25 protein-coding genes, 3 pseudogenes and 1 riboswitch are annotated in these 26,480 nt (G+C 72.3%); of the genes and pseudogenes, 9 read left to right on the forward strand and 19 right to left on the reverse strand.

From position 1 onward, the window contains the following. Window positions 1-140: 140 nt before the first annotated feature. The 3 genes from ABZ154_RS17280 to ABZ154_RS17290 all read right to left on the reverse strand — a co-directional run bounded on the left by ABZ154_RS17280 (window position 141) and on the right by ABZ154_RS17290 (window position 2,844). A complete protein-coding gene (locus tag ABZ154_RS17280) occupies window positions 141-1,151 on the reverse strand; it encodes an FAD-dependent monooxygenase (RefSeq protein ID WP_356833400.1) in 1,011 nt (336 codons plus the stop codon). Then, complete coding sequence (locus tag ABZ154_RS17285; protein WP_356833401.1) at window positions 1,148-1,675, reverse strand: isoprenylcysteine carboxyl methyltransferase family protein; 528 nt, start codon at window positions 1,673-1,675, stop codon at window positions 1,148-1,150. Before ABZ154_RS17285 ends, ABZ154_RS17280 begins: the two co-directional genes overlap by 4 nt. Before the next feature lie 116 nt (window positions 1,676-1,791). Then, window positions 1,792-2,844, reverse strand: a complete 1,053-nt coding sequence (locus tag ABZ154_RS17290) for a 3-oxoacyl-[acyl-carrier-protein] synthase III C-terminal domain-containing protein (protein WP_356833403.1) — start codon at window positions 2,842-2,844, stop codon at window positions 1,792-1,794. A 118-nt stretch (window positions 2,845-2,962) separates the two neighbouring features. Between ABZ154_RS17290 and ABZ154_RS17295 the strand changes: the two genes are divergently transcribed. The 4 genes and pseudogenes from ABZ154_RS17295 to ABZ154_RS17310 all read left to right on the forward strand — a co-directional run bounded on the left by ABZ154_RS17295 (window position 2,963) and on the right by ABZ154_RS17310 (window position 6,189). Continuing rightward, the gene (locus ABZ154_RS17295) at window positions 2,963-3,832 is read left to right on the forward strand and encodes a UbiA family prenyltransferase (protein ID WP_356833405.1); all 870 of its coding nucleotides are present in this window, start codon (window positions 2,963-2,965) and stop codon (window positions 3,830-3,832) included. A gap of 49 nt (window positions 3,833-3,881) precedes the next feature. Beyond that, window positions 3,882-4,513 (forward strand): annotated as a pseudogene (locus ABZ154_RS17300) (APHP domain-containing protein); the annotation flags it as partial. A gap of 120 nt (window positions 4,514-4,633) precedes the next feature. After that, entirely contained in the window at window positions 4,634-5,713 is a 1,080-nt protein-coding gene (locus ABZ154_RS17305) for a dihydrodipicolinate reductase (RefSeq protein WP_356833407.1), read from the forward strand. Further along, the gene (locus tag ABZ154_RS17310) at window positions 5,710-6,189 is read left to right on the forward strand and encodes a carboxymuconolactone decarboxylase family protein (RefSeq protein WP_356833409.1); all 480 of its coding nucleotides are present in this window, start codon (window positions 5,710-5,712) and stop codon (window positions 6,187-6,189) included. The genes ABZ154_RS17305 and ABZ154_RS17310 overlap by 4 nt, the downstream gene beginning before the upstream one ends. Window positions 6,190-6,243: 54 nt before the next feature. Here ABZ154_RS17310 and ABZ154_RS17315 read toward each other — a convergent pair whose 3' ends face one another. Then, window positions 6,244-7,887 carry a GMC oxidoreductase gene (locus ABZ154_RS17315; RefSeq protein ID WP_356833411.1) on the reverse strand — a complete coding sequence of 548 codons (1,644 nt, stop codon included), beginning with the start codon at window positions 7,885-7,887 and terminating at the stop codon, window positions 6,244-6,246. 145 nt (window positions 7,888-8,032) lie between these two features. After that, window positions 8,033-8,848 (reverse strand): transglycosylase SLT domain-containing protein, encoded by an 816-nt coding sequence (locus tag ABZ154_RS17320; RefSeq protein WP_356833413.1) that lies wholly within the window; start codon window positions 8,846-8,848, stop codon window positions 8,033-8,035. A gap of 5 nt (window positions 8,849-8,853) precedes the next feature. Next, window positions 8,854-9,042: riboswitch (cyclic di-AMP (ydaO/yuaA leader) on the reverse strand. Between the two features lie 448 nt (window positions 9,043-9,490). Between ABZ154_RS17320 and ABZ154_RS17325 the strand changes: the two genes are divergently transcribed. Then, window positions 9,491-10,852: an FAD-dependent oxidoreductase gene (locus tag ABZ154_RS17325; RefSeq protein ID WP_356833415.1), complete on the forward strand. Its 1,362-nt coding sequence runs from the start codon at window positions 9,491-9,493 to the stop codon at window positions 10,850-10,852. A 16-nt stretch (window positions 10,853-10,868) separates the two neighbouring features. On the opposite strand, the gene ABZ154_RS17330 is transcribed toward ABZ154_RS17325, so the two are convergent. Both ABZ154_RS17330 and ABZ154_RS17335 read right to left on the reverse strand, forming a co-directional pair. Beyond that, the gene (locus tag ABZ154_RS17330) at window positions 10,869-13,481 is read right to left on the reverse strand and encodes a SpoIIE family protein phosphatase (protein WP_356833417.1); all 2,613 of its coding nucleotides are present in this window, start codon (window positions 13,479-13,481) and stop codon (window positions 10,869-10,871) included. 88 nt (window positions 13,482-13,569) lie between these two features. Then, window positions 13,570-13,946: pseudogene (locus ABZ154_RS17335) on the reverse strand (hypothetical protein); the annotation flags it as partial. Here ABZ154_RS17335 and ABZ154_RS17340 point away from each other — a divergent pair. Then, a complete protein-coding gene (locus ABZ154_RS17340) occupies window positions 13,900-14,856 on the forward strand; it encodes a helix-turn-helix transcriptional regulator (RefSeq protein ID WP_356833505.1) in 957 nt (318 codons plus the stop codon). The pseudogene ABZ154_RS17335 and the gene ABZ154_RS17340 sit on opposite strands and share 47 nt — an antisense overlap. A gap of 103 nt (window positions 14,857-14,959) precedes the next feature. Next, window positions 14,960-15,967, forward strand: a complete 1,008-nt coding sequence (locus ABZ154_RS17345; RefSeq protein ID WP_356833419.1) for a PHP domain-containing protein — start codon at window positions 14,960-14,962, stop codon at window positions 15,965-15,967. Window positions 15,968-16,071: 104 nt separating this feature from the next. Here the strand turns inward: ABZ154_RS17345 and ABZ154_RS17350 are convergent, their stop codons facing one another. Both ABZ154_RS17350 and ABZ154_RS17355 read right to left on the reverse strand, forming a co-directional pair. Then, the gene (locus ABZ154_RS17350; RefSeq protein WP_356833421.1) at window positions 16,072-16,263 is read right to left on the reverse strand and encodes a DUF6381 family protein; all 192 of its coding nucleotides are present in this window, start codon (window positions 16,261-16,263) and stop codon (window positions 16,072-16,074) included. 87 nt (window positions 16,264-16,350) lie between these two features. Beyond that, window positions 16,351-17,556, reverse strand: a complete 1,206-nt coding sequence (locus tag ABZ154_RS17355) for an aromatic acid exporter family protein (RefSeq protein ID WP_356833423.1) — start codon at window positions 17,554-17,556, stop codon at window positions 16,351-16,353. Between the two features lie 134 nt (window positions 17,557-17,690). Here ABZ154_RS17355 and ABZ154_RS17360 point away from each other — a divergent pair, with 134 nt between their 5' ends. Together ABZ154_RS17360 and ABZ154_RS17365 are read left to right on the forward strand one after the other, a co-directional pair. Beyond that, on the forward strand, window positions 17,691-17,873 hold the full coding sequence (locus ABZ154_RS17360) for a DUF6480 family protein (protein WP_356833425.1): 183 nt from the start codon (window positions 17,691-17,693) through the stop codon (window positions 17,871-17,873). Further along, a complete protein-coding gene (locus ABZ154_RS17365) occupies window positions 17,870-18,538 on the forward strand; it encodes an endonuclease (protein WP_356833426.1) in 669 nt (222 codons plus the stop codon). Before ABZ154_RS17360 ends, ABZ154_RS17365 begins: the two co-directional genes overlap by 4 nt. A 113-nt stretch (window positions 18,539-18,651) precedes the next feature. Here ABZ154_RS17365 and ABZ154_RS17370 read toward each other — a convergent pair whose 3' ends face one another. From ABZ154_RS17370 to ABZ154_RS17415, 10 genes and pseudogenes are all read right to left on the reverse strand, one after another. Next, window positions 18,652-18,831, reverse strand: coding sequence for a hypothetical protein (locus ABZ154_RS17370; RefSeq protein WP_356833427.1), 180 nt, complete (start codon window positions 18,829-18,831; stop codon window positions 18,652-18,654). A gap of 90 nt (window positions 18,832-18,921) precedes the next feature. Beyond that, window positions 18,922-19,314, reverse strand: a complete 393-nt coding sequence (locus tag ABZ154_RS17375; RefSeq protein WP_018512922.1) for a hypothetical protein — start codon at window positions 19,312-19,314, stop codon at window positions 18,922-18,924. A gap of 174 nt (window positions 19,315-19,488) precedes the next feature. Beyond that, window positions 19,489-20,235 (reverse strand): hypothetical protein, encoded by a 747-nt coding sequence (locus ABZ154_RS17380; RefSeq protein ID WP_356833429.1) that lies wholly within the window; start codon window positions 20,233-20,235, stop codon window positions 19,489-19,491. 67 nt (window positions 20,236-20,302) lie between these two features. Next, complete coding sequence (locus ABZ154_RS17385) at window positions 20,303-20,497, reverse strand: hypothetical protein (protein WP_356833431.1); 195 nt, start codon at window positions 20,495-20,497, stop codon at window positions 20,303-20,305. Window positions 20,498-20,614: 117 nt separating this feature from the next. Then, window positions 20,615-21,201, reverse strand: a pseudogene (locus ABZ154_RS17390) (hypothetical protein); the annotation flags it as partial. 57 nt (window positions 21,202-21,258) lie between these two features. After that, entirely contained in the window at window positions 21,259-21,933 is a 675-nt protein-coding gene (locus tag ABZ154_RS17395; protein WP_356833433.1) for an ATP-binding cassette domain-containing protein, read from the reverse strand. After that, a complete protein-coding gene (locus tag ABZ154_RS17400) occupies window positions 21,926-22,930 on the reverse strand; it encodes an ABC transporter ATP-binding protein (protein ID WP_356833435.1) in 1,005 nt (334 codons plus the stop codon). Before ABZ154_RS17400 ends, ABZ154_RS17395 begins: the two co-directional genes overlap by 8 nt. After that, complete coding sequence (locus ABZ154_RS17405; protein WP_356833437.1) at window positions 22,927-23,784, reverse strand: ABC transporter permease; 858 nt, start codon at window positions 23,782-23,784, stop codon at window positions 22,927-22,929. Before ABZ154_RS17405 ends, ABZ154_RS17400 begins: the two co-directional genes overlap by 4 nt. After that, a complete protein-coding gene (locus ABZ154_RS17410; protein WP_356833507.1) occupies window positions 23,777-24,742 on the reverse strand; it encodes an ABC transporter permease in 966 nt (321 codons plus the stop codon). Before ABZ154_RS17410 ends, ABZ154_RS17405 begins: the two co-directional genes overlap by 8 nt. Window positions 24,743-24,765: 23 nt before the next feature. Next, window positions 24,766-26,382 carry an ABC transporter substrate-binding protein gene (locus tag ABZ154_RS17415; protein WP_356833438.1) on the reverse strand — a complete coding sequence of 539 codons (1,617 nt, stop codon included), beginning with the start codon at window positions 26,380-26,382 and terminating at the stop codon, window positions 24,766-24,768. Between the last annotated feature and the right edge of the window lie 98 nt (window positions 26,383-26,480).

Genomic DNA, 26,480 nt, shown 5'->3' on the forward strand with positions numbered 1-26,480 from the left:
CGTTCCGAGGGCGCTGCGCCCCGCAGGGGCGGTCGGTCTCTCCGTCGGCCGGATGAACGCGGGCGTTCACCCGACCGACGTTATGACGGAACCCCGGGCCTCGCCATTCGATCACCCAGAAGTGGATCGGACGGGTCCGTCTACTGGAGCGCGCGGACCGCCGTACGGAAGAGGGCGGGTGCGCGGTGGGCCGCCGCGACGATCATCCGGCGCGATACGGGATGGGCCGCGGCGCCCAGCAGGGCCTGGGTGAGCAGCCGGTAGCGGCGCGTCGCCCTCGTCCACCGCGCCGGGTAGTCCTCGGGCCGTCCGGCGGCCAGGCAGCCGACCGCCGCCGTCGCGGTGGCCACGGCGAGCGCGATGCCCTCCCCGGTCAGCGCGTCGGTGTACCCCGCCGCGTCGCCGACCAGCAGGACGCGCCCGGCCCGTGGCTCCGACGCCCGCTGCCGCAGCGGGCCCGCCCCGCGTACGGGGGTGGCGTGGGGGCCGAGCCGGGCGGCGAGGGCCGGGAAGCCGGCCAGGTGCTGTTCGTAGGGGCGGCGGTCTCGGCTGAGTACGGCGACGCCTACCAGGTGCTCGCCGACGGGGGTCACGTACGCCTCTGCGTACGGTGACCAGTGCACCTCGACCAGATCCGTCCAGGGGGCGGTGCGGTAGTGGCGGCGCAACCCGTAGCGGCCGGGGCCGGGGGCGGGGCGGTCGAGCCCGAGGGTGCGCCGCAGCGGCGAGTGGAGCCCGTCGGCGGCGATGAGCCAGCGCGCGGTGAGCCCGGCGGCGGTGACGGTCCGCCCGTCCTGGCGGACCTCCCGGATCCTGCCCTCCACGATGCGTACGCCGAGGGCTTCGGCCCGCTCGTGCAGGGCCGAGTGCAGGGCGGTGCGCCGTACGCCGAGCCCGTACGCGCCCCGGAACTCCGCCTCCGCGCTGCGCCGCCCGTCGGTGTACCGGATGCCGCGCAGGGGGTGCCCGGCCGGGTGTACGCCGAGGCGGTGGAGGGCCGCGAGGCCGCCGGGCATGATGCCCTCGCCGCAGGCCTTGTCGACGGGGGCGGGGCGGGGTTCGACCACCACCGCCTCCAGGCCCGACCGGGCGGCCAGGATCGCGGCGGCCAGTCCCGCCGGCCCGCCTCCCGCCACCAGAATGTCGATCACACCCGTACGTCCGCCACCGGAAGGCGGGCCAGCGCCTCGTCCTCGCACCGGATCCGGACGACCATGAGGACGGCGTTGAGCAGGGTGAAGACCACCGCGGTCACCCACGCGCCGTGGACCAGCGGCAGGGCGACGCCTTCGGCGGCGACGGCGACGTAGTTCGGGTGGCGCAGCCACCGGTAGGGGCCGCCGGTCACCAGGGGCAGTCCGGGGACGACGATGACACGGGTGTTCCACCGGGGTCCGAGCGCGGTGATGCACCACCAGCGCAGCACCTGCGCCGCGACGACGACGGCGGCCATGGTCCAGCCGAGGGCGGGCAGGAAGGGGCGGTCGGCGAGGTGAGCCTCGGCCAGGCACCCGGCCAGCAGGCCGGTGTGCAGGACGACCATCACCGGGTAGTGGCCGCTGCCCGCCTCGGTGCCGCCACGGGCGAGGCTCCAGCGGGTGTTGCGGCGGGCGACGACGAGTTCGGCGAGGCGCTCACCGGCGACGGCGAGCACCAGGGCGGTGTACCAGATCATGCGGCGCTCCAGTTCACGGGCGGGTCGGCGCAGGCAGGCCGGCCCGGGCGGACCGGCTCGGGCGGGCCGGCTCGGGCGGGCCGGGGGTGTCCAATACGTCATCGGGCGGCTCCCTCCTACCAGCGCAGCAGCACCAGTTCGCAGCAGAAGCCCGGGCCCATGGCCAGCAGGAGACCCGGGGTGCCCGGTTCGGGGCGGCGGTGCTCGATGGTGTCCCGCAGGACGTGCAGGACCGAGGACGAGGACAGGTTGCCGACATCGGCCAGCGAGCGCCAGGTGACGTCCAGTGCCCCGTCGGGCAGGTCGAGGACCTCGGTGACGGTCTCCAGGACCTTGGGGCCGCCCGGGTGGCAGACCCAGTGGGCGATGTCCTTCGGCTTGAGACCGTGTTCGTCGAGGAACTCCCGTACGTCGTCGGCGAGGTACTGGCGTACGACGTCGGGCACGGCCGGATCGAGCACCACGCTGAATCCGGTGGAGCCGATGTCCCAGCCCATCACGTGCTCGGTCTCCGGGTACATCCGGCTGCGGGTGGCGACGATCTCGGGTCCGGCGACGGCCCGCCGTCCGCCGAGGGCGACCACCGCGGCGGCTCCGTCGCCGAACAGGGCGGTGGCCACCAGGTTGGCGGGGGTCACGTCCTGGCGCTGGAAGGTGAGCGAGCACAGCTCGACCGAGAGCAGCACGGCGACGTCGTCGGGCCGGCCGAGCAGATAGTCGTGGATCCGGGCCACCCCGGCGGCTCCCGCGACGCACCCGAGGCCGAAGACCGGCAGCCGTTTCACATCGGAGCGCAGGCCGAGGCGGGCGACCAGCCGGGCGTCGACGGAGGGGGCGGCGATGCCGGTGACGGAGGTGAACATCAGCAGGTCCACATCGGTGGGTCGCAGCCCCGCCGCGCGCAGGGCGCCGCGTACGGCCTGGCCGCCGAGGTCGACGGCCGAGCGGATGAACACGTCGTTGGCCGCGCCGAAGCCGTCCAGGTCCCGGTAGCCGTCGAGCGGCAGCGCGGTGTGCCGGGTGCGGACGCGGGCGTTCTCGTGGAGCCGGTCCAGGACGCGGCGGTCGGCGCCCGGCGGCAGACAGGTTTCGGCCACCATGTCGGTGACCTCTCGCTGGGTGTGGCGGTGGGGCGGCAGGGCGCCGTGGACCGCGGCGATGCGGGTCATTGCGGCTCCTGCGTCGGGGACGTCATCACCCCATCCTGCCCAGAAAGACGGGTGAATCCCGGTAAAGGAACCGCGCGGCCGCCGTGTTGACGCGCCCGGAGGTCTCTACGATCGCCGGATGGACGCCACGGACGGGGCACGCACGGCCACGGCGGCGGCCCGGTGGCCGGGCCGCGCGGCGGGGCTGGCGCTCGCCTGCCATCCGGGGCCGGTGGTCGCGGTGACCGCGCTCGCCTGCGCCCTGGCCGTCGGGGTCGGCCTCTCCCCGGCCCGGCTCGCCCTGGTCGGGGTCGCGGTGCTGACCGGGCAGCTCTCGGTGGGCTGGTGCAACGACGCCTACGACGCGGGGCGCGACGCCCGGGCCGGCCGGCGGGGGAAGCCGGCCGCCGACGGCGTGGCCTCCGTGCGCGTGGTGTGGCGTGCGGCGGCGGTCGCGCTCGCCCTGTGCGTACCGCTCTCCCTGGCCTGCGGCCTTCTCGCCGGAACGGTGCACCTGGCCGCGGTCGCCGCCGCCTGGCTCTACAACCTGAGGCTGAAGGCGACGGTGCTCTCCTGGGTGCCGTACGCGGCCGGGTTCGCCGCACTCCCCTCCCTCGTGACGCTCAGCCTGCCCGACACCCCCTGGCCCCGGTGGTGGACGGTCGCCGCGGGGGCGCTACTGGGGTGCGCGGCCCATCTGGGCGACACCCTCCCGGACATCGAGGCGGACCGGGCCGCCGGCATCCGGGGGCTGCCGCACCGGCTCGGCACCAGGGGGACCCGGCTGCTGCTGCCGGTGCCGCTCCTCGCGGCCACGGGTGTCCTGGTGCTCGGCCCGCCCGGTCCGGTGGACGCCGGGTCCATGGCCGTCCTCGTCCTCGCCGGCGCGGCGGCGCTGCTGGGGCCGGTACTCGGCCGGTGGTGGCACAAGGCCGCGCTGGCGGGGGCGGTGGCCGTGGCGGCGGCGGACCTGGCGCTGCTTCTGGCGCGCGGCACGGCGCTGTCCTGAAGCACACACCGCCCGAAGCCTCCTGGCTGAGCGTCTCTCCGCGCGCCTCATCGAGCACGCCAATGTGGGCGTCCGGGCGGGCCGCGACTCGACAGCATCCCCGCTCCGTGGGACCCGGGCGACGGCATCGAGTTCACCGGGGTGCGGATCCGCAACACGTACGCGGACGGCGTCAACTTCGCCAACGGCACCCGCAATTCGACGGTGTACAACTCCTAACGGCATCGCGGTCCACGGCGGTCACGGCAACAAGATCGAGAACAACATCATCGCCGACACCATGAACTACCCGGCCATCATGCTGGCGACCGACCACGACCCACTGCCCTTCTCCGGGCAGACGCTGATCGCCGACAACGGGCTGTAGGCGCGATCACCCTCTTCCCCCAGAACCTGCCCGTCCCCGGCGTCACGATCCGCGACACCGACATCATCGACTCCCCCTACGACGGCATCCAGTTCGAGACGGATGGCGGCCTGATGCCGGACGTGAAGAGCCGGAACGTCCGGACCGACACGTCCAGCAACGGCTCCGGCATCCTCGCTATGGGCGGCGCGCGCGGCAGCGCGACGCTGACCGATGTGACGATCACCGCCTCGAGCGACGGCCATGTGCTGGTCGAACCCGGCTCGCAGTTCACGATCACCGGCAGCCCGAACAGCACACGCACCAAGCAGTAGTCCTCCGTACGGTTCCCGGGCCGGCGGTCATCCGCCGGCCCGGGAACGTCCTTCCGTAAGGCCTGAATCCACCCCGTCACGGCTCTGGGAAGTACGCGGTCCGGCCGCTACCCTCCGCGCATGATTGCCACGGTTGTCTGGGGTACCGGCAACGTCGGCCGCGCGGCGATCCGCGCCGTCGAGGCCCATCCGCTACTGACACTCACCGCCGTCCTCGTGCACGATCCCGCGAAGGTCGGCCGCGACGCCGGCGAACTCGGCGGTCTCGAGCGCACGCTCGGGGTCGCGGCCACCGACGACATCGCCGCCGTCCTGGCCGGCCGCCCCCGGGCGGTGGTCTACGCGGCGTCCGGCGACATCCGCCCCGACGACGCGCTGACCGACATCGGCCGGGCGATCCGGGCCGGAGCGGTCGTCGTCACGCCCTCCCTCTATCCCCTCTACGATCAGCGCAACGCGCCGCCCGAGCTGCGGGATCCCGTCCTGGCCGCCGTCGCGGAGGGCGGCGGCTCCCTCTTCGTCTCCGGGGTCGACCCCGGCTGGGGCAACGACGTCCTGCCGCTGCTGGTCAGCGGTCTGGGCACCGAGGTGGACGTGATCCGCTGTCAGGAGATCTTCGACTACTCCACGTACGAGCAGGAGGAGTCGGTACGCCACCTGATCGGTATGGGCCACCCGCTGGACCACCAGCCGCTGATGCTGGCGGAGACCGTCCCGACGATGGTGTGGGGCGGTCAGATACGCCTGATGGCCCGTGCGCTGGGCGTCGGCCTGGAGGAGATCCGGGAGACGCTCGACCGCCGGGCGCTGGAGACGACCGTGCGCACCCGCACGATGGGCGAGTTCGCGGCGGGCACCCAGGGCGCGGTGCGGTTCGAGGTGCAGGGCATCGTGGGCGGGGAGCCTCGCATCGTGATCGAGCACATCACCCGTATCCATCCCTCGTGCGCCCCGGACTGGCCCTCCCCGCCCGACGGCGTGGGCGCGCACCGGGTGGTGATCGAGGGCCGCCCCCGTATCGAGGTGACCGTCGAGGCCTCCGACGAGGGCGAGAACCGGTCGGCGGGCGGGAACGCCACGGCGGTCGGCCGGCTCGTCTCGGCCATCGACTGGCTGGTGGACGCGAAACCGGGACTGTACGACGCGCTCGATGTCCCGCTGCGGCCTGCGGTCGGCAGGCTGGGAAGGAGAATGGCATGATCATCGACGTCCCGGAGGGCCAGGATCCCATCGGCTACGTGTGGGGGGAGATGGTCCCCGGCATCGGTATGGCCGCCGCCACGTTCTCGATGTCCGTGTACGAGCACACGACGCTGGGCCTGCGGGAGTTCGAGGCCGCGCGGCTGCGGATCGCGCAGATCAACGGGTGCCTGTTCTGCCTGGACTGGCGGACCGAGCGGGACGGGGTGAAGGTCGAGGAGGAGTTCGCCGGGGCGGTGGCCGAGTGGCGTACGACGGACGCCTTCGACGCGCGGACCCGGCTGGCGGCGGAGTACGCGGAGCGGTACGCGCTGGACCACCACGGTCTCGACGACGCCTTCTGGAAGCGGATGACCGCGTACTACAGCCAGGTGGAGATCGTGGAGCTGTCCATGGGCATCGGCTCATGGCTGGCGTTCGGGCGGCTCAACCATGTGCTGGGGATCGACGCGGTGTGTGTTCTGCCGGGTCACTGACGGAGTCCGGGGCCGCCGGGTTGGCACTCCCGGCCCCGGGCTCTCCGTACGCCCCTACAGATCGGTGGCGATGATGCGTTCGATGTTGCGCTCGGCGAGCGCGGTGATCGTCACGAACGGGTTGACGCTGGTGTTACCGGGGATCAGGGCCCCGTCGATGACGTACAGGCCCGGGTAGCCGTGCAGACGGCCGTAGTTGTCGGTGGCCTTGTTCAGGACCACGCCGCCCAGAGGGTGGTAGGTGAGGTGGTCGCCCCAGATCTTGTAGGTGCCGAAGAGGTCCGTGCGGTAGATCGTCCCCTCCTTCTGGTTGATCCTGTCGAAGATGGTCTTCGCGGCGTCGATGGACGGCTGCTTCCACGCCGTCTGCCAGTTCAGTTCGGCCCTGCCCGCCGCCGCGTTCCAGGTGAACCCGGCCCGGTTGGGGTTCTTGGTGATCGAGAGGTAGAACGAGGCCCAGGTCTCGATCCCGGTGGGCAGCGGAGCGACTTCGGCGAACGCTCCGCCGGCGTCCCAGTTGTCGATGCCGCCGGTGGGGATGGACGACTGGACCTTCCCCGTCGGGTCCCAGAGGTGGTTGGCCCGGCCGCACATGACGTTGCCGTTGTCGCCCCAGCCCTTGCCGATCTCGTCGTTGAGGCCGGGCAGCGCCCCGGTCGCCTTCAGGCCGACGAGCAGCTTGCTGGTGCCGATGCTGCCCGCGGCGAAGAAGACCTTGTCCGCCGTGACGGACTTGGTGGCGGTGGTCCGGCCGGTGGTGTCCAGCTGGTCGATGAGGACCGTGTAGCCGCCCCCGGCTGCCGGGGAGACACGGGTGACCTTGTGCAGGGGGGTGATGGCCACCCTGCCGGTGGCCTTGCTCCGGTCGATGTAGGTCTTCTGGAGCGACTTCTTGCCGTAGTTGTTGCCGTAGAGGATCTCGGCGTCCAGCGCGGACTTCGGGACGGTGCCGGCCGCCTCCTGCTTCATGTAGTCCCAGTCGTACACGGCGGGCACGAAGAGGAACGGAAAGCCCGAGCGCTGGGCGTGCTTCCGGCCGACCCGCGCGTACTGGTAGCAGTCGACGCTGTCGAACCACGCGGGGTCGATGGTGGTGACCCCGAGGTCCGCGTTGGCGCGCGGGTAGTAGGTGCTGTACATCTCCGCGGCGTTCACCGACGGGAGGATGGCGGCGAAGTTCTCCCGCTTGGGTGTGACGGCCATACCGCCGTTGACCAGCGAGCCGCCCCCGACGCCGCGCCCCTGGTAGACGGTGATGCCCGCGAACTCCTCGGCGTCCAGGATCCCGGTGTGGCGGTTGACGTGCCGGTCGATCGGGAAGCCGAGGAAGTTGCTGAGCGGCTGCTTCGTCCTGGTGCGCAGCCAGAAGGAGCGGTCGTCCGGCTTGGTGGTGTTGGCGAAGATCTTGCCGTCCGCGCCGGGGGTGTCCCAGGCCATGCCCATCTCGACCATGTGCACGTCCGTGCCGGCCTGGGCGAGCCGGAGAGCGGCCACCGAGCCGCCGTAGCCGGTCCCGACGATCAACACCGGCACATGGGCGCCGGATCCGATCGGGGCCGCTGCCGCCCGGGCCGTGGCCCAGACCGGTGTGGTGGATCCGGCGAGGGCCGCGACCCCGAGAAGAGAACCTGTTCCAGTGATGAATCTGCGGCGGGAGACGCCTCCGGGTGCGCCTTTGTGCGGGGTACTGCCGTTCATGTGACATCCCTCACTCTCGACAGAGTGCAACAGGTTCTACTGTCGATGGCGTGGTATGTCACTAGAAACTTGGGGGTAACTTCCCGGTACGCCGAGGGCCCCGGACCATGCGGTCCGGGGCCCTCGGGCGTGGGCGTGTACGGGATCAGTAGGCGCCGAAGACGTTGTCGATCGAGCCGTACCGGTCCGCGGCGTAGTTGCACGCCGCGGTGATGTTGGCGACCGGGTCGTAGCTGTCGGTCGAGGTGCCGGGCACGTGGTACGCCTGGAAGGTCGGGTCGATGACCTGGAGCAACCCCTTGGACGGGGTGCCCTTCACCGCGTTGGAGTCCCAGTTGTTGATGGCGTTCGGGTTGCCCGAGGACTCGCGGATGATGTTGCGGTGGATGCCCTCGTAGCTGCCGGGGATGCCGTTCTGGGCCATGACCGCCAGCGACTCCCTGATCCAGCCATCGAGGTCGTTCGTGTAGGTGGCGGGGGCGGCCGTGGTGCGCTCCGAGCGATCGGCGCGCTCCGCCGTCGCGGTGCGGTCGGCGGACGGGGCGGCGGCCTTGGAAGCCTTGGGCGCCTTGGCGTCTGACGGGGCGGCAGCCTTGGCGCCGATGGTCAGCGTGATACCCGGGTGAATAAGGTTCGGGTTCTCGCCGACGGCCTTGCGGTTTCCTTCGTACAGCTTCTTCCAGCCGCCGCTGACGGAATACTGACGGGCGATCTTGGAAAGCGTCTCGCCGGACACCACGGAATGCGTGGCGGGCGCAGCCTTCGTCACGGAATTCACCTGGGCGGTCACGGAGACGGGAACGACCGCCTTTTCCGCGGTGACGGAGGGCGCGGGGGCGGCGGATGCGGTGGTGGCACCGAGCACCGGGAGGGCCAGAACGGCTCCACCCGCGGTCACAGCGGCGATGCCGCGGCTCAGCGAGACGGACTTGGGACGGCGGTGCTTACCCTGTGAGGGCATGGGGGATTTCCTCTCCGGCGCCTACGAGGTGAGCTGTCGGGTTCAGACGGGAGATGTCTGGCCGCATGGACATGCGACTTCACCCCTAGCCGTTCCGGATACCGGATCGGCGGCTTACCTGGGTCCCCCGCTCCTGCCGTACGTGGGTGGGTTTCGGATTCCCGGACGGCGGCAGGATTCGGCGTTCCATCCGGATTGATCGTGACCGTAGGCGAAAAGCGCCGGACAGAACAAGCCCCGAATTCCGGATGACCTTTCTCCGCAAGATCGAATGCACGAATTGCCGGCCGCGCCCGTTCCGTCACGGTGTCAACTTTCCTGGCGCAGAAGGGAACCGAACCCTCCACTTCCGCGTCCGCACCTCCGGACGTGATGCTCACCACTTCGCACGGAGGCGGCCGAAACAGGCGCGTCCAAAACCATCTAAGAGCCCTAATAGGGCCTTTATGGAAGAGAGGGCTAAAAGGCCAAAATCACCCATACCGCCTCATAGGAACGGACTTATCGGGCGGTTCCGCAGGCCGGGTCGGAGGCTCCACGGGACCAGGGCTTACCGTGTGGGGTGGAGACTAGTAAGCCAACCCTTACCTTCGACGTACGCTGTACCTGCCCGCGTTCGCCCGCCTTAAGGATCACCACGCCATGACACGCCCCGTCCGCGTCGCCATTGTCGGAGCCGGCCCTGCCGGTATCTATGCTGCGGACGCGCTGCTCAAATCCGAGGTCTGCCAGGACCCGGGGGTCTCGATCGACCTGTTCGAGCGCATGCCCGCGCCCTTCGGCCTGATCCGTTACGGCGTGGCCCCCGACCACCCCCGGATCAAGGGCATCGTCAAGGCGCTGCACCAGGTGCTGGACAAGCCGCAGATCCGCCTCTTCGGCAACGTGAGCTACCCGAACGACATCGGCCTGGACGACCTGCGGTCCTTCTACGACGCGGTGATCTTCTCGACCGGCGCCGAGGCCGACCGGTCGCTCGACATCGCGGGCATCGAGCTGGACGGCTCCTACGGCGCGGCCGAGTTCGTCTCCTGGTACGACGGCCACCCCGAGGTCCCGCGCACCTGGCCGCTCACCGCGGAGAAGGTCGCCGTCCTCGGTGTCGGCAACGTGGCGCTGGACGTGGCCCGGGTGCTGGCCAAGACGGCGGACGAGCTGCTGCCGACCGAGATCCCGGACAACGTGTACCAGGGCCTCAAGGCGAACAAGGCGCTGGAGGTGCATGTATTCGGGCGGCGTGGCCCGGCGCAGGCCAAGTTCAGCCCCATGGAGCTGCGGGAGCTGGACCACTCCCCCAGCATCGAGGTCATCGTCAACCCCGAGGACATCGAGTACGACGAGGGCTCCATCGCCACCCGGCGGGAGAACAAGCAGGCCAACATGGTCGCGCAGACCCTGGAGAACTGGGCGATCCGCGATGTGGGCGACCGCCCGCACAAGCTCTTCCTGCACTTCTTCGAGTCCCCGGTCGAGATCCTCGGCGAGGACGGCAAGGTCGCCGCGCTGCGCACCGAGCGCACCGAGCTGGACGGTACCGGTAACGTCAGGGGCACCGGCAAGTTCACCGACTGGGACATGCAGAGCGTCTACCGAGCCGTCGGCTACTACTCGGAGGAGCTGCCCAAGCTTCCCTTCGACGTGGCCTCCGGCACGGTCCCGCACGAGGCGGGACGCGTCATCGCCGGTGACGAGCACATGGCCTCGGTCTACGTCACGGGCTGGATCAAGCGCGGCCCGATCGGCCTGATCGGGCACACCAAGGGCGACGCCAACGAGACGGTCGCCTGCCTGCTCGAGGACCGCGCCGCCGGTCGTCTGTCCGAGCCGGCGACGCCCGCCCCGGAGGCCGTCGAGGCCTTCCTGGAGAGCCGGAACGTCCGCTACACCACGTGGGAGGGCTGGCACAAGCTGGACGCCCACGAGCAGGCGCTCGGCGTCGCCCAGGGCCGTGAGCGGATCAAGGTCGTGGAGCGCGAGGGCATGCTGGACGCCTCCGGCGCCTGAGCGGCAGCGCCACCCCTCAGGCCGGGTCCGGGGCACTCTCCGGGCCACCCGGGCCCGGCCCGCGGAACGTCCGCCACAGGTCCGGCGGGGCGGCCTCCCGGGACAGCGTCGGCGCCTTCTCCGGGATGCGCGTCCAGCGGGCGGCCAGCAGGATCGCGATGTCGTCGGGCCGGTCCGTGGCCTGCCGCGCCTCCTCGATCACCCGGTCCGCCGTCCCGGACAGCGGGAGGGAGCCGATCCCGGCCATGGTGGCACGCAGCCGTTCGATACCCTCGTCGATGTCGGTCCCGGGCCGCTCGATGAGCCCGTCGGTGAACAGGACCAGCAAGGCACCCGGGTCGAGTCGCAGCTCCGTGACCGGGTAGGTCGCCTGCCCGTCCACGCCGAGCACGATGCCGCCGGCCAGGTCCAGCACCTCGGTCCGGCCGTCCGGATGCCGCAGCAAGGGTTGCGGGTGGCCCGCCCGTACGGCGCGGGCCCGCCCCGTGAGCGGGTCCAGCGCGATGTAGCAGCAGCTGGCGAACTGGCCCGGGTCGAGATCGATGAGCAGCCGGTTGGTCCCGCTCATCACCTCCTGCGGGTCGTGGTTGCTGAGGGCGAACGCCCGTACAGCGCTGCGCAGTTGCCCCATCGTCGCGGCGGCGGCGACGCCGTGCCCCTGGACGTCGCCGATGATCAGGGCGAGTTCGTCGCCGGTCTCGATGACGTCGTACCAGTCGCCGCCCACCTCCATGTCCTGGGTGCCGGAGAGATAGCGTCCGAGGGTGTCGACCCCCTCGACTTCCGGCAGCCGGTGCGGCAACAGGGCGTCCTGGAGCCCCCGGGCCAGCGCCGACTCGCTGTCGTACCGCTGGGCGCGTTGCAGGGCCTGGGCGATGAGCCCGGCCAGGGCGGTCAGCACGGTGCGCTCCTCCGGGCTGAACCCCCGGGGCCGGTCGAAGCCGAGGATGCAGGAGCCGACGGGCCGCCCCGACGCGATCAGCGGCAGGAACGCCCGCGCCCCGACGTCGGTCTCCATCGGGATGCCCGGGTATGCGTCGGCCAGGCGCTGCATGGACTCGAAGAAGATCGGCCGGCCGGTGGTCAGGGTCTCCACGCCGGGGATGGAGACATCCAGCCCGACCCCGTCGAAGCGTTCGAGGAACCCCTTGGGGAACCCCGTCTCCCAGGCGAGGTGGAGGTGACGATCGCTCAGCAGGTAGATGGCGAGCTGCCGGCCGCCGAACGCGGGCAGCAGCTCCTCGGTGACCACGGCGGAGACCTGACGGGCCGTGACCGCCTCGGTCAGGGCGATGGCCAGGGCCACCGGACGGTAGAGCGCGGAGGACCGGTCGGCGGTGGAGCCGATGCCCAGTCCGGGCGCGGTGACGGAACCGGGCGCGTACGCCGGCTGCTCCGTGGCCTGGAAGACCGCGCTCAGCCCGTCGTGGCCCGGGTACAGCGAGACCGACAGCCAGAACGACGGGGCCCGCCGGGCGAGGAAGTGGACGGGTTCGCCGGAGATCAGGGCGGCCCGGCAGTGGTCCTCGTACGCCGGATGTCCGAACCACGGGAGCACCTCCCACACGACGTGGCCGACCAGCTCCGACCGCGGGCGGTCCAGCAGCTCCTCCGCGAGCGCGTTGGCGTACGTGATGCGCCCGATCCGGTCCAGGGAGACGATCCCCCGGGGCAGCCGGTCCGCCGCTTCCGCGATGACGGGTCCCGCGCCGAAGTCGACCACGAAGCCGGTCAGATGGCTCTCGGCGCTCTCCCCGTCCGGGTGCGTCCAGCGGCCCGAGAGCTCCAGCAGGTGGTACCGGCCGTCAGGGCCGCGCAGCCGCATCCGCCGGACCACCGGATCGGCGGATTCGACCGTCTGCCGGGCCAGGGCCCACAGTCCGTACACGTCCTCCGGTACGAGCCGTCCGGCGAGGGCGTCGACGGTGCCGGGAAACTCCGCCGGTTCGGTGCCGAAGATCGCGCACAGGTCGTCGTCCGCGGTGAGGGCCCCGGAGTGCAGGTCCCAGTCGAAGCTGCCGACCCGCACCGGGGGCGCGGGGGCGGAGGGCAGCTGGACGGGGATCGGCTCCTTCTCCCAGACGACGGGGAGGGACCGCGATTCCAGATCGACGAGCGCGGCGCCGAGACGGCGGCCGAGGCGCAGCAGTCGCTCCCCGTCGGCGGGGGCGATCTGCTCGCCGGGGGTGGCGGAGCGCAGGACGGCCAGCACCCCCATGCTGCCCCGCCGGCCGGTGATCGGGACCCACAGTGAGCCGAACGGGAACGGCAGCCCGGCCATCAGCTGGGGAAACCGCCGCATGGCCTCCTCCGCGTCGGCGAGCAGCACGGGCCGCCCGGTGCGGTAGGCCTCGGAGACGGGGAACGGCCGGTTCACGTGCATCCGCCACCAGGGCCGGAACAGCGGCCCGGGCAGGCCGGCGAGGACGGCGAGGCGCAGCAGCCCGGGCGTCCCGGAGCGGAGGTAGATGCCGCCCGCGTATCCCCCGGCGGACTCGACCGCGCTGACCACCCCCTGCGCGAGTACGAGGGACAGGTCGTCCGGTACACGGCCGCCGCCGTCGTCTCGCCCGGCCGCGGCCCCGCTTCCGGGGGACGGAGTGGGCCGGGTCGCATCGTGCCGGGTCACACAGCCAGCATGCTCCCGGCAGCGGGGACTGCGCACGTCGGCGGACCGGCCGGATCCCCGTGCCGGCCGGTCCGCCGACGCGGTCTCCGTGCAGCTTGGCGACGGCGGTGCCGGTCGTCTTCCTGAATCTCTTCCGCGGGGCGCCGTCCAGGTCGCCCAGCTGTCCCCATTCCAGGACGGTCACCGTGCGGCCGTCCCGGCCGACGGAGTGGAGGCCGATGTCGGTGTAGCCGACCTCCGGGTAGGACGTGTCGATGCCGTACACGTGAGCGCCCTCCTCCACGTTCACCCGGCCGTGGTACCGGCTGACGCCCTCCAGGCCGGGCTCCTGTCCCTTCAGCCGGTCGCGGCAGGTCGCCAGCGCGGTCCGCAGCTCGGCGGCGAGCGCCTTGGCCTGGCGGTGGTGGGGGCGACGGTGATGGTCTGCCGGGCGCCGGTGTCCAGCTCGGTACGGAAGTCCCGGTGGGAGGACGAGCGGGTGTGCGGTGACGAGGGAACGGGCGACCGACGGGCGGGCGAGGAGCTCGCACGGGAGGTGCTGGCGGACCGGCTGAGGGGGCTGCGGGAGGGCTCTGGCCGGACGTACGCGGCCCTCGCCCAGCGGATCGGGGTCAGCGGCTCGACGCTCCACCGGTACTGCACCGGGCGGACCGTGCCGGCGGAGTTCGCCCCGGTGGAACGGCTGGCACGGCTGTGCGGCCGCACCGCCGAGGAACGGCAGACACTGCACCGGCTGTGGCTACGGGCGGACGCGGAACGGGAGGAGCGGCAGGAGGCGGCGGCGATGGCACCGGCCGCCGAAGCCGGGGCGGGCGGAGAGGGCGGAGAGGGAGAGGCGGCGGTGGGCCCGGCCGCCGGGCAGGGGCGTCGGAACCGGCGGAGGTCCTTGCCGCCGGAGCCGGGGGAACCGCGGAGGCGGCAGTCACCCCGCCCGTCGAAACCGGAGGAGCCGCGGAGAGGGCAGTCGCCCCGGCCGCCCAGGCCGGTGGGGACGCGGACGTGGGCGCGGGCTCGGACGCGTCGGATAGGGAGGCCCCCGGCGGTTCCGTTCCGCCCGCCGCCACTTACGTACACCGCGACGAGCACCAGCCCGCGCCCGCGCCCCCGGCGCCTCGCTCCCTCCCTGTACGCCGGTGGGTGCCGGCTCTCCAAGGTCTTCCTCGTCACCGGGCGTACCGTCCGCTGCGACTGCGACTGGGTCGCGGAGCTGCGGTGGAGCGGCGGGGGCCGCTCCGGCACGGTGCTGATCGACGACGGCGGGCGCCCGTTCCGGACGAGCGGGGCGCCGGGGCGGTCCGTCCACGACTACGACTTCGCGGCCCGGCGCTGGGTGGCGGGGCCGCAGGGAGCCGACGGGTCGCCCGGCCCCGGATGACTGCGGTGCGGTGGCCGTCCGGGCCCCGCTGCGGCCATCCTGGTGAAGGGCGGCCCCGCAGGGGTGACCTGCGGGACGGCCGACGCTCCCTGTGGAGGTGCCCATGGACCCCGTCACCGCTCTGCGGCGTATCGCGTTCCTGCTGGAGCGCTCGCAGGCCGCCACCTACCGGGTGAAGGCCTTCCGGACGGCGGCCGAGGCCGTGACCGCGATGGGCCCCGGGGAGGCGGCCGGGCGGGTGGCCGCGGGGACCCTGGAGCGGGTTGCCGGGATCGGGCCCCGTACCGCACAGGTGATCCGGGAAGCCCAGGCGGGTGGGGTTCCGGGCTATCTGGAGCGGTTGGAGGACGAAGCCTCCGCCGAGCCCGCGCCCGAGAAGGGCCTGGAGCTCCTGTCCCGGCTGCGGGGCGACTGTCATCTCCACTCCGACTGGTCGGACGGCGGCAGTCCGATCGAGGAGATGGGCCGCACGGCGGCGGAGCTGGGGCATGAGTGGGCGGTGCTCACCGACCACTCGCCCCGGCTGACGGTGGCCAAGGGCCTGTCACCCGAGCGACTGCGGGAGCAACTGGAGGTGGTGGCACGGCTCAACGAGGAGTGGGCGCCGTTCCGCCTGCTGACCGGGATCGAGTGCGACATCCTGCTGGACGGTTCGCTCGACCAGGAGCCGGAGTTGCTGGAGCAGCTGGACGTGGTGGTGGTCTCCGTCCACTCCAAGCTGCGGATGGATCCGGCCCCGATGACCCGGCGCCTGGAGGCGGCCGTACGCCATCCGCAGGCGAACGTGCTGGGCCACTGCACGGGCCGCCTGCTGTCGGGGCGCGGCAGGCCGCAGTCGCAGTTCGACGTGGACCGGGTCTTCGCCGCCTGTGCCGAGGCGGGGACGGCGGTGGAGATCAACTGCCGGCCGGAGCGGCTGGACCCACCCCGCCGGCTGCTGCGCAAGGCAGTGGAGGCGGGCACCCTTTTCGCCATCGACACCGACGCGCACGCCCCCGGCCAGCTGGACTGGCAGATCAACGGCTGCGCACGGGCCGAGGAGTGCGGCGTACCGGCGGATCGGGTGGTGACCACCTGGCCGGTGGAGCGGCTGCTGGAGTGGGCGGGGTGACGGCGCACATGGACCGCCCGCCCCGGGCACGGGCCGAGGGCGGGCGGGACGCCCCGCGTGGGGGCCGGTAACGCCCCGCGTGGGGGCCGGTACGTCGGGGCCGCCTACTTCTCGGGGTAGATGTCTCCGGCGGCCATACCGCTCTGCTGTTCGCTCCGGTCCCGGATCGTCCGGGACTTCTTCTCCAGCCGCTGACGTTCCTGCGGGTCTGTCTCGCGTTCCGCCGCCTCGGCGAGCTGCTGGGCCTTCTCACGCATCTGCCGCGCCAGGTCGGCGGGTTCGTCGGAACCGCTCATCACCACTCCTTGGACCAGGGGAACCACTGCCTCCAGCGAACCAGCGACCGGAGGCTTCCGCATCCCGCGTACCCCACAGGAGAGGTTTCACGTGGTGGCCCGGCTCAGCCGCCGGACCACCGCGCGCACCCGGGGGTGGCGTTCGTGGGCCTCGGACGCGCGCCGGTCCAGCTCCTCGCCCAGCCGCTTCGTCCGTTCGTCGATGTCGAGCTCGGCCAGCACCCGGTCGATCTCTGCGAGCAGGGCCCCGTGCAGCTGCCACTGGCGCGGGTGCTCCTGGACGTCCTCCAGCAGCAGGTCGGCCACCCGGTCGCGGGTGGCGCGGCTGCGGGTGAGCGCCTCGGCGAGCCGGTCCTCCGCCGCCTCGCCGTCGGCGGCGAGCGGGGTGGTGACGAGTTCGGCGAAGCTCTCGATGGCGTCGGCGAGCTGGCCGAAGAGCTCTTGGAGCAGGCCAGCCACATCGGCCGGGAACAGCGTCTCCTCGGTGCGGGCCTTCGCCAGGTCGGTGAGGGTGCGGGACAGGACCCGCAGCACGACCGCGCAGATCTCCAGGGTGTCGAGTCCGGTGCGCAGGACCACCCGGTAGAGCAGCCCTTGTCTCACCCTCGGGTTGAGGGTGAGACTTTCCTCCGCCTGGCGGAGCGAGGCGTCGACCTCGACGATGTCGTGGTCGAGCTTGCGGGCCTCGTGGAGCCGGGCCGCCGCCCTTGGCACGGGGTTGTTCCCCACCACCTCCTCGCCCATGCTGCGGAGCATGGTGCCCATCCGGCCGGCCAGGGAGCCGATGGAGGAGCCTGCCGACCCGACCCAGACGGGCGGTGCGAAGACCAGGTTGAACAACAGTCCGACCACCGCCCCGATGAGCGTCTCCCACACCCGGTCCCAGGCGGTGTCGGCGACCTGGGCGACGCCGAGCACGAGCATCGCGCTGATCGCCACCTCGGGGACGAACTCGTTGACCCGCACCAGCCGCCCGATCAGCAGCGAGGTGAAGATGGTCAGGCCGAGGCTCCACCAGCTCAGCCCCACCAGGGAGCTGAAGGCGATGGCGATGAGCACGCCGACGATGACGGAGTTCACGCGGCGGATGCCGGTGGTGAGGGTGGCGTAGAGGGTCACCTGCACGACCAGGAGCGCGGTGAGGGGCGCGGTCAGCGGAGCCGGTTCGGGCAGGGCCCAGACGGCCACGGAGTAGGCGATGACGGCGGCCGCGGTCGAGCGCAGCGTCTGTACCCCTGCGGGTTCGGTGGTGCGCTGCACGAGCTTGATGACGGGCGCGGAAACTGCGGGCATTCCTTGACGGTGCCCCGATTTCCCCGCTTGCAGCGCTCCGTGCCCGGGGTGCCTCCGTACGGCCCTGTCCCGGTGGCGGAAGGGCCCGGTCCGCACAGCGTGCGCCGGAGCGGGGACCGAGGGACCCTGGAGACATGGTTGTTCTTTTGAATCCCCCCACAGAGACGCCCCCCGCCGAGGGCTCCATCGGCGACGCCCACGAGGAGCGCGCGGACGGCGGCGTTTGGGAACACCCGGCCGTCTGGATCAGCCTCATCGTGCTCGGCGCGCTGGTGGTCGCCGGGTTCTTCGTCGCACGGGTCTTCGGTCTGGCATGAGCGGGGAGAAAGCGCCCCCGGCACGCCGGATCGCCGGCGCGCTGGTGGAGGAGTGCGGCCGGACGTATGCCGAGGAGGCGGGCATCCGGCTCAAGGACACCCCGCAGCCCCTCTACCAGCTCCTGGTGCTGAGCCTCCTGCTGTCCGCCCGTATCCGCGCCTCGGTCGCCGTCGCGGCCGCCCGGGCCCTCTTCGACCGCGGCATGCGGACCCCGCGCCGGATGGTGGACGCCACGTGGCAGCAGCGGGTGGACGCGCTGGGGGAAGGCCACTACCGGCGTTACGACGAGCGCACCGCCACCCAGCTCGGTGAGGGCGCCCGGTTGGTCCTGGACACCTGGCGGGGTGATCTGCGTCGGCTGCGCGAGGAGGCCGACGGTGACCGGGGCCGGCTGATGGAGGAGCTCCGGCGCGTGCCGGGCATCGGACCGGCCGGGGCCGACATCTTCGTACGCGAGGTGCAGTCGCTCTGGCCGGAGACCGGCCCCTGGGTGGGGGCGAAGGGGCTGCAGGGTGCCGAGCGGCTGGGCCTGCCCACCGACCCCGGCGAGCTGGCCCAGGCGGCGCGGGGACACGACGACGCGAGGTTCGCGGCCGCGCTCGTGCGGGCGGCCCTCGACAAGGAGACGGTGGACGCGGTCACGAAGGCGGCGCGGGCCGGCTGAAGCGGCTCACCGTCAGCACGTCGGGAGACACGCCCGTAAGCGGGAGGCAGGTGCGTACGCGGAGAGGCGCCCGTACCGTACGCGGCGAACGCGACGGCACGGGCGTCCCGCCCTCAGCGGTCGGAGGCCTCCCGCAGTGCGCGGACCCGCTCTTCCTCCTGGCGGGCCGCCTCCTGCTCCTGCCTTCCTTCGGCCTTCATCCGCTCGTCGCCGAGGGCGATGCCGTCCGACTCCTTCTTCATGCCTTTCAGCCGGTGCGCCTTGGCGCGGGCCATGCCGGTTCTCTTACCCACAGCTGCCTCCGTACCGCGAGGAGACGCACGCTTCTCCCCTCAACTATGCCCACGCACGCCGCTGGACGCGGGAGGCCGCCGCCGCCAGCTCTAGAGCACCGGGCCGTCGTCCTCATCCTCGGGGCCGCCGGCCTCGACCCGCAGCGCCAGGTCCTGGAGGACATCGGCCGACGACACGTCCGTCTGTCCGGAGTCGTGCACCTGTGCCAGCATCGTGAAGGCGAGCGTGAAGGCGCTCACGAGCTGCTCCACCGCGCCGCCGACCTCGCGCCCGACCACGGTCACCACCTCCTCGACGGAGAAATCGTCGGGGATGGCGATGTGGGGCATCGTCTCGTTCAGCAGGGCGGTGACGGCGCCCGCACCCGCGTCCAGATCTTCCCTTTCGAGGTCCGCCTCCAGCAGGCGCTGCATTTCGCGCGCCTCTGTGAGGATGCCGATCACGCGCTTCACGACTTCCCGTTGCTCCATGGCCGCGAGCATAGGGCGTGCGCACCGCTCACCACGGGCGGTGGAGTGCACTTCCGTGCGGCGTCAGCGTGCTTCCGCGATGGCTCAGCCGGTGCCGCGCCCCACCACGATGCCGTTGAAGAGTCCGCGTACGCCGTTGCGTCGGGGCCGATGCCGAGCCGCGCCCTGTCCGCCTGTGCGCGCCGCCTATCCGCGCGGCGGGAGCTTCTTGCGCGAGCGGTTCTCCAGCATCGCCCGGCGGATCCGGGCCGCAGCCGCGTGGGCGTGCTCCGGGGTCGCGGTGTGGTCGGCGACCGAGGTGACGAAGCGGTGCAGGGGCTGCCGGCAGCGGGGGCACGGGGTGTCGGTGGCGACGAGGTGGCCGTCCTCGCACTGCGGGTCGGAGCAGGAGCCGGGCATCAGCAGCTGCTCGGCGATGTCCTGGGCGCTCCAGCGGCGGTGGCCGTCCTCGGTCTTCTCGTTGAGGGCGTGGGCCCAGCGCAGGTTCCAGCGGCGTTCGATGCGCTCACGGAGGAGGCCGGCGGTTCGCTTACGGGCCAGTTCCTGGTGGATCAGGTCGTGGACGGTGCTCGGGACCCGGCCGCCGAGCGCCTGGAGGAGCTGCTGCGGCAGCGCCTGGAGGACATAGCCGCGCGGATTGCTCTTGGCGTTCTCCCGCCAGCGGTCGCAGGCGCAGGATCCGTCGGGCCGTTTCGGGGCGTGGCAGCGCCCGCACAGGCCGCGGCACTCGGCGCACACCCCGCCGTCGAGGCCGTCCAGATGGGGTGCGGGCGCCCGGCCGCAGACCTGGCAGCAGGCCGCGCACGGCCCGCAGAGCCGCTCGTTGCCTGCCTTCGTCGTCCAGGTACGCATCTGGCACCGGCAGCAGAGGCCGGTGTTGCAGTACTCGTGGTGGGCGGCGCCCGAGTGCCGTCCGGGGGGCGGGAAGGACATCTCCCCATTGTGGGGGATCGACGGGCGCCACGTGGACGGCCCGGGACGGACGGGCCGGTGGCCGGCGTCAGGGGTGCAGACTGCTGACCAGGTTGGCGGTGGCGCCGATGCCGTCGTGGATGGTCGGCGCCATGCTCGTACTGGCCATGAGGAAGCCCAGCAGGGCGCAGACCAGCGCGTGCGAGACCTTCAGCCCTCCGTTGCGCAGGAAGATCACCGCCAGGACCGTCAGTAGCAGCACCAGTGAGATCGAAATGGCCATGGCCAACCTCCTCCGCCGCGCCGGATTTGCGGCATTCGGCCGCCAGTGTGGCGCAGCGGGGCGGCCGTTCGGCGCACTGGCGTGTCCGCCGAACGGGTACTCCCCCGCTGTGCGGTGTTACGGGGTCGGGGCCGCGCCCGCCCGGGCGCGGAGGAAGCGTTCGAGCCCGGCCAGGTCGTCGGTGTTCAGGTGGTCGACCCCGGCAGCCAGGAGCTCGTTCCACACGGCCTCGCGCTCGGGCCCCGGCACGTCGGGGGTGGCCCAGAAGCGGATGCGGCGGCCCTCGCGGTGGGCGGCGGTGACGAGGGTACGGAGCCGGCCGCGCTCGGCACGGGGGAAGGGGCCCGCACCGAGCCAGCCGAAGGTCTGGGTCCAGTTCGCGCTGATCAGCGGGGTGAACGAGGCGGGCGCTGCGGTGCCGAGATCGTCGGGGCGTCCGTCGTAGAAGGCGAGGCGGGTGCGCTGGGCCTCCATCGGCGCCCGGGCGGCACGGTCGCCCGAGATGACGGCGGTGACGGCTCCGGGGCGGATCCGGCCGTGGTGGTAGCGGGTGGACAAGGGGCGGTAACGAGCGAGCTGCCGGTCGAGTTCGCGGTAGGCGGCGACGCCGTCGGCCTTGATGTCGATGAGCAGCTGCAGGGCGGGCGGTGGCGGGGGTGCACACTGCCGTGTCCTGCCCGGGCCAGGGCGCGTAGCGGTTCGATGGATCGCGTTCCACGTTCCCGCTGCGGGGAGGCGTTGACCACCCGCGGCAGGCCCCGTCACCCCACCGGCACGCTCTCCACGCTCCGCTCGCCCCAGAGGACCGTCCGGTCGCACCAGCGTTCCAGGAGGACCCGGTCGTGGCCGACGGCCAGCAAGGCGGCTCCGGACTCCGCGCGGTAGGCCTCCACCACGGCGACCAGGGCGGCCGTCGTCGAGGCGTCGAGCATCGCGGTCATCTCGTCGCAGATGAGCAGCCCCGGCCGCAGCACGAGCGCCCGCGCCAGGCAGGCCCGCTGCAACTGCCCGTCGCTCACCGCGTGCGGGCGGCGCTCCAGCAGCTCCTCGGAGAGGCCTACCAGCAGCGCCAGTTCCGCCACCCGTGCCGGGACCTCGCGGCGGCGCCCGGTGGACCGGAGCGGCTGGGCGATCAGTTCGCGCAGGCTGAGACGGGGGTCGGCGGAGAGCCGGGGCTGCTGGAAGACGACGCCCACGGCCGTGCGCTGCTCCTGCGGGGCGCGGTGCCGCCAGCCGCGCACGACCGTCCCGTCGAGGGTCATCGTTCCGGCGTCCGGGCGGTGCAGGAGAGCGGCGACCTTGGCCAGGGTGGACTTGCCGCAGCCGCTGGGACCGAGGAGCCCCACCGCCTCGCCGTGTCCGACGTGCAGGGAGCTATCGCGGACGACCGGGGCGCGGCGGTCGTACCCGGCGGTGATACGCGTCAGCTCAAGCATCGGCGGCCTCCTTCGTGAGGGAGTGCGCACGGCCGGTCCGCCCGTGGTGGCAGGCGAGTTCGTCGTCGAAGGCCGGGCGTTCGGCGGTGCAGCGAGCGTCCGCGCGGGCGCACCGGGCGGCGAAGGAGCAGCCCTCGGGGAGCGCGCCGAGCTCGGGCGGCATGCCGGGGACGGGGGCGAAATCCCGTTCGGGCAGGGCGTCGAGCAAGCCCTTGGCGTACGGGTGGCGGGGGCCGGGTGCGCCGAAGAAGGGGCCGGCGTCGGCGATCTCGACGATGCGGCCCGCGTACATCACGGCGACCCGGTCCGCGATCCGCTCGGCCGCCGCCAGGTCGTGGGTGATGATCAGCAGCGCCCGGCCCTCGTCGGTGTGGCGGCGCAGTTCGTCGACGGTCCGCTCGACCAGGTCCCGGTCGAGTCCGGTGGTCGGCTCGTCGGCGAGGAGCAGCGGGGCGTCGCCGACCAGGGCGAGGGCGGTGGCGGCCCGCTGGGCGAGGCCGCCGGAGAGTTCGTGCGGGTAGCGGTCGAGGTGGTCGGCCGGGAAGGAGGCCCGGGCGGCCGCCTCTCCCGCCGCCTCCCGGACGGCGGCGGACCCGCGCACCTGCGTCAGCTCGCGCAGGGTCTCCTCCAGCTGGGCGCGGACGGTGCGCACGGGGGTGAGGTGGGCGGCGGGGCTCTGCGGTACGAGGCCGATGCGCCGTCCCCGTACCGTACGGGCGAGGGTCCGCTCCCCCGCCGTCAGCAGGTCCGTGTCCCCGCCGAGCACCGCGCTGCCGGTGGTCTGCGCGTTGGCCGGGAGCAGGCCGAGCAGGGCGGAGGCGAGCACCGACTTGCCGCAGCCGCTCTCGCCGACGAGGGCGAGGCACTCCCCTGCCGCTACGGAGAACCGGGCGTCGCTGACCGCCGCGATGTCCCGCCCGCCACGCATCCGGAAGCGTACGGAGAGGTCCTGGACGTCAAGGACAGGAGCCTCCAGGCTCTCGCGGTCGGCGGTCACAGCATCAGCTCCGATTTCCGGCGCGGGTTGATCCGGTCCCGCCAGGCCCCGGCGATCCCCGCCAGGGCGAGCGTCGGGATGATCAGGAAGAGGCCGGGGAAGAGCGTCGGCCACCAGTCCCCCGCGAGCAGCGAACCGCGCGCGGACTGGACGAGGTTGCCGAGGCTGGCCTGGTGGGCGGGGAGTCCGAGCCCGAGGAAGGAGAGCGCGGACTCGTGCCACATGGCGTGCGGGACCATGAGGACCGCCGCGAGCCCGGCCTGCGGCAGCACTCCGGGAAGCAGGTGGCGCACGATGACCCGGCCCCGCGACGCACCGCCGGAGACCGCCGCGTCGATGAAGGGGCGCGAGCGCAGTGAGAGCACCTCGGAGCGGACGATCCGGGCGGTGGAGAGCCAGTGGGTGAGGGCCACCGAGATGATCACCGGCCAGACACCGGGCCGGAACATGGCCACGATGAAGATCCCGAGCAGCAGGTGCGGCACCGAGGAGAAGGTGTCCACCAGCCGCATCACGATCCGGTCGGTCCAGCCGCCGGAGGCCGCCGCGAGGGCACCGATCGCCGTGCCGAGCACGGTGGCGGTGAGGGCCGCGACCAGGCCGACGAGCAGCGAGACGCGGAGCCCGTAGACACAGCGCAGCAGCAGGTCGCGGCCGACGTCGTCAGTGCCGAAGGGGTGCGCCCAGGACGGCGGGTGGAGCTTGTTGGACAGGTCGACGGCCTGCTGGTCGAGCTGGGCCAGCGGCGGCACGATCAGGACGGCGAGCGCCACGGCCACGACGATGGTCACGGAGGTCGCGACCCGGATGCGGCGCGTGGTGCGGCCCGGGAGGGCGAGCGCGGTCTCAGCCATCGAAGGCCACCCGGGGGTCGGCGAGCCCGTAGAGCAGGTCGGAGAGGAGGTTGCCGAGCAGGACGGCGGCGGTGGCGAGCACCGTCAGCGCGGCGAGCAGGGAGAAGTCCACCGAGGTGGCGGCCTCCACGGTGGCGGCGGCGATACCGGGCCAGCTGAAGACCGTCTCGATGAGGAGGGCGCCGGTGATGAGTTCGGGGACGCGGGAACCGATCAGAGTGAGCATCGGCAGCATGCCGGAGCGCAGGGCGTGGCCGAGGAGCACCGTGCGCTCGCTCAGCCCGCGGGCGCGCGCGCCGCGCACCGGGTCCTCGGCGAGTGCGTCGGTGACCCCTTGGCGCACGTAGAGGAAGAACCACGGCAGCTGGGAGATGCCGAGCACCGCGGCCGGGAGCACCAGGTGGGAGGCGACCTGGCCGAAGGTGACGGTCTCGCTGGCGGTGTCGGTGAGCCCGCCGGCCGGGAGGAGGTCCAGCTTCAGGGCGAAGAGCCAGATCGCGAGGAGGCCGAGCCAGAAGGCGGGGGCGGCTTCCACGGTGTACGCGGCGGAGCTGACGCCCCGGTCGAGCCAGCCGCCGGGCCTGCGGGCGGCGAGGACGCCGAGTCCGGTGCCGAGCAGGATCGCGAGCAGGAAGGCGGAGGCGGCGAGCAGGACGGACCAGCCCATGCGTTCGACGATCACGTCGGCGACCGGCTGGCGCATCACGGTGGAGTCGCCGAGGTCGCCCCGGAGGGCCGAGGTCAGCCAGTTCCACCAGCGGGTGACGAGCGGCTGGTCGACGCCGAGGTTGGCCCGGAGCTGGTCCAGGTTCTCCTGGGAGGCGGTGAGACCCGCGGTGCCCGCGTACGCCTTGACGGGGTCGAAGGGGGACGCGGCGGCGACGGCGAAGACGCCGAAGGTGACGGTGAGGAGGACCGGGACGGCGAACAGGGCCCGCCGTCCCGTCATCCGTGCCATCGGCCCCCAGGGGAGGCGGGGGCTCACTTCTTCGAGCCTCCCGTGCCCTCGGTCTTCCAGTCCTCGACGTTCCACCAGGGGCCGGACGCCAGCCCGTGGTCATGCGGCTCGACCTGGGTGGTGAGGGGGCCGAAGCGGTCGTCGACGACGTAGAGGTGGTCGATGTGGGTGAGGAAGGTGTAGCCGGGGTTCTTCACCAGCTCGCGCTGGACCGTGTCGTAGGCCTTCTTCCGCTCGGCCTTGTCCCCGCTCCTGCGGCCGGCCTCGATCGCCGCGTCGACGGCCTTGTTGTCGTACCAGGCCATGTTGTTGAAGCCGTCGCCCGCGAGGGAGGACTTCAGCAGGGTGTACTGGTCGAAGTCGGGGTCGGCGGGCGAACCGCCGCCCGCGAGGACGGCGTCGTGCTTCATCCGGGGCTGGATGACCTCCCAGGTCCCGGCCTCGGTGCGGATGTCGATCCCCGCCTTCTTGGCGTCGGAGGCGTAGGCGAGGGCGTGCTCCTGGCGGAGCTTGTCGCCGCTGAGGTACCAGAGCGGGAACGTGGCGCGCACGCCGTCCTTGACCCGGACGCCGTCCTTGCCGGGCTTCCAGCCGGCCTCGTCGAGTATCTTCTTCGCGGCGGCGGGGTCGTGCTTGCGCTCGGTGCCCTTCGTGAACCACTCGCTGTCGGTGGGGACGGGCCCGTAGGCGGGCTTGCCGCTGCCGTTGAGGATGGCGTCGACCATCGTCCGGCGGTCGACGGCGACATCGAGGGCGCGGCGCACGGCTGTGTCGCCGGCGACCTTGTTGTCGGTGGGCAGGGTCACCGTGCGGTAGTCGTAGCTGTTCGCCGCGTACGTCTTCTTGCCCTTGTCCTCGGCGAAGCCCTTGGCCAGGTTGGGGGGCAGGATGGCGCCGTCCAGGTCGCCGGAGCGCAGGCGGGTGGCGCGTACGTCGTCGTCCTTGATGATCGCCATGGTGAACTTCTTCACCTCGGGTTCGCCGCCCCAGTAGTGGGGGTTGGCGGTGAAGCTGAGCTTCTCGCCCTTGGACCACTTGGTGAGGACGTACGGCCCGGTGCCGACGGGCCGGGTGGTGAAGGCGCCGGTGTTGACGTCCTGCCTGCCCGCGATGTGCTCGGGGGCGATGGGCAGGACGGTGCGCTGGGCAAAGGGTGCGTAGGGGTACTTGAGCGTGAAGACGACGGTGTCCTCGCCCTTGGCCGTGACGTCCTTGACGGCGTCCAGCTCGGTGCGGGAGGGGTTGTTGGTCTTCGCGTCGAGAATGGTGCGGTAGGTGAAGACGACGTCCTTGGCGCCGAACGCCTTGCCGTCGCTGAACTTCACGCCCTGGCGCAGCTTGTACGTGTACGTCAGCCCGTCGGCGCTGACCTCGGGGAGTGCGGTGGCGAGGGCCGGCTGGAGCTTCAGCTCCTCGTCCAGGGTGAGCAGCCCGTCGAAGATCTTGGAGTTGCCGTCCTTGCCGTAGCCGAGCAGCGGGCTGAGGCTGTCGGGCTCGTAGGCGATGCCGACGACGGCCGAGGTGGTCCCGGTTCCGGAGCCGCTCTGGGGGCTGTCCGGGTTGGAGCAGGCTGCCGCGGTCAGGGACAGTGCGGTCACCAGTGTGGCGGCGACCGCCCCCCGTATCGATCGGGCCGTCATACTCTGCACATCCCTGTTCAAGATCGACTGTTATTGCGAACAACATGCAATTAAACAGCACGTTTCCCGCTGGATCTCTTCGACCTGCACCAATACGC

The organism is Streptomyces sp. NPDC006261 (genome assembly GCF_040613515.1).
Lineage (GTDB): Bacteria > Actinomycetota > Actinomycetes > Streptomycetales > Streptomycetaceae > Streptomyces.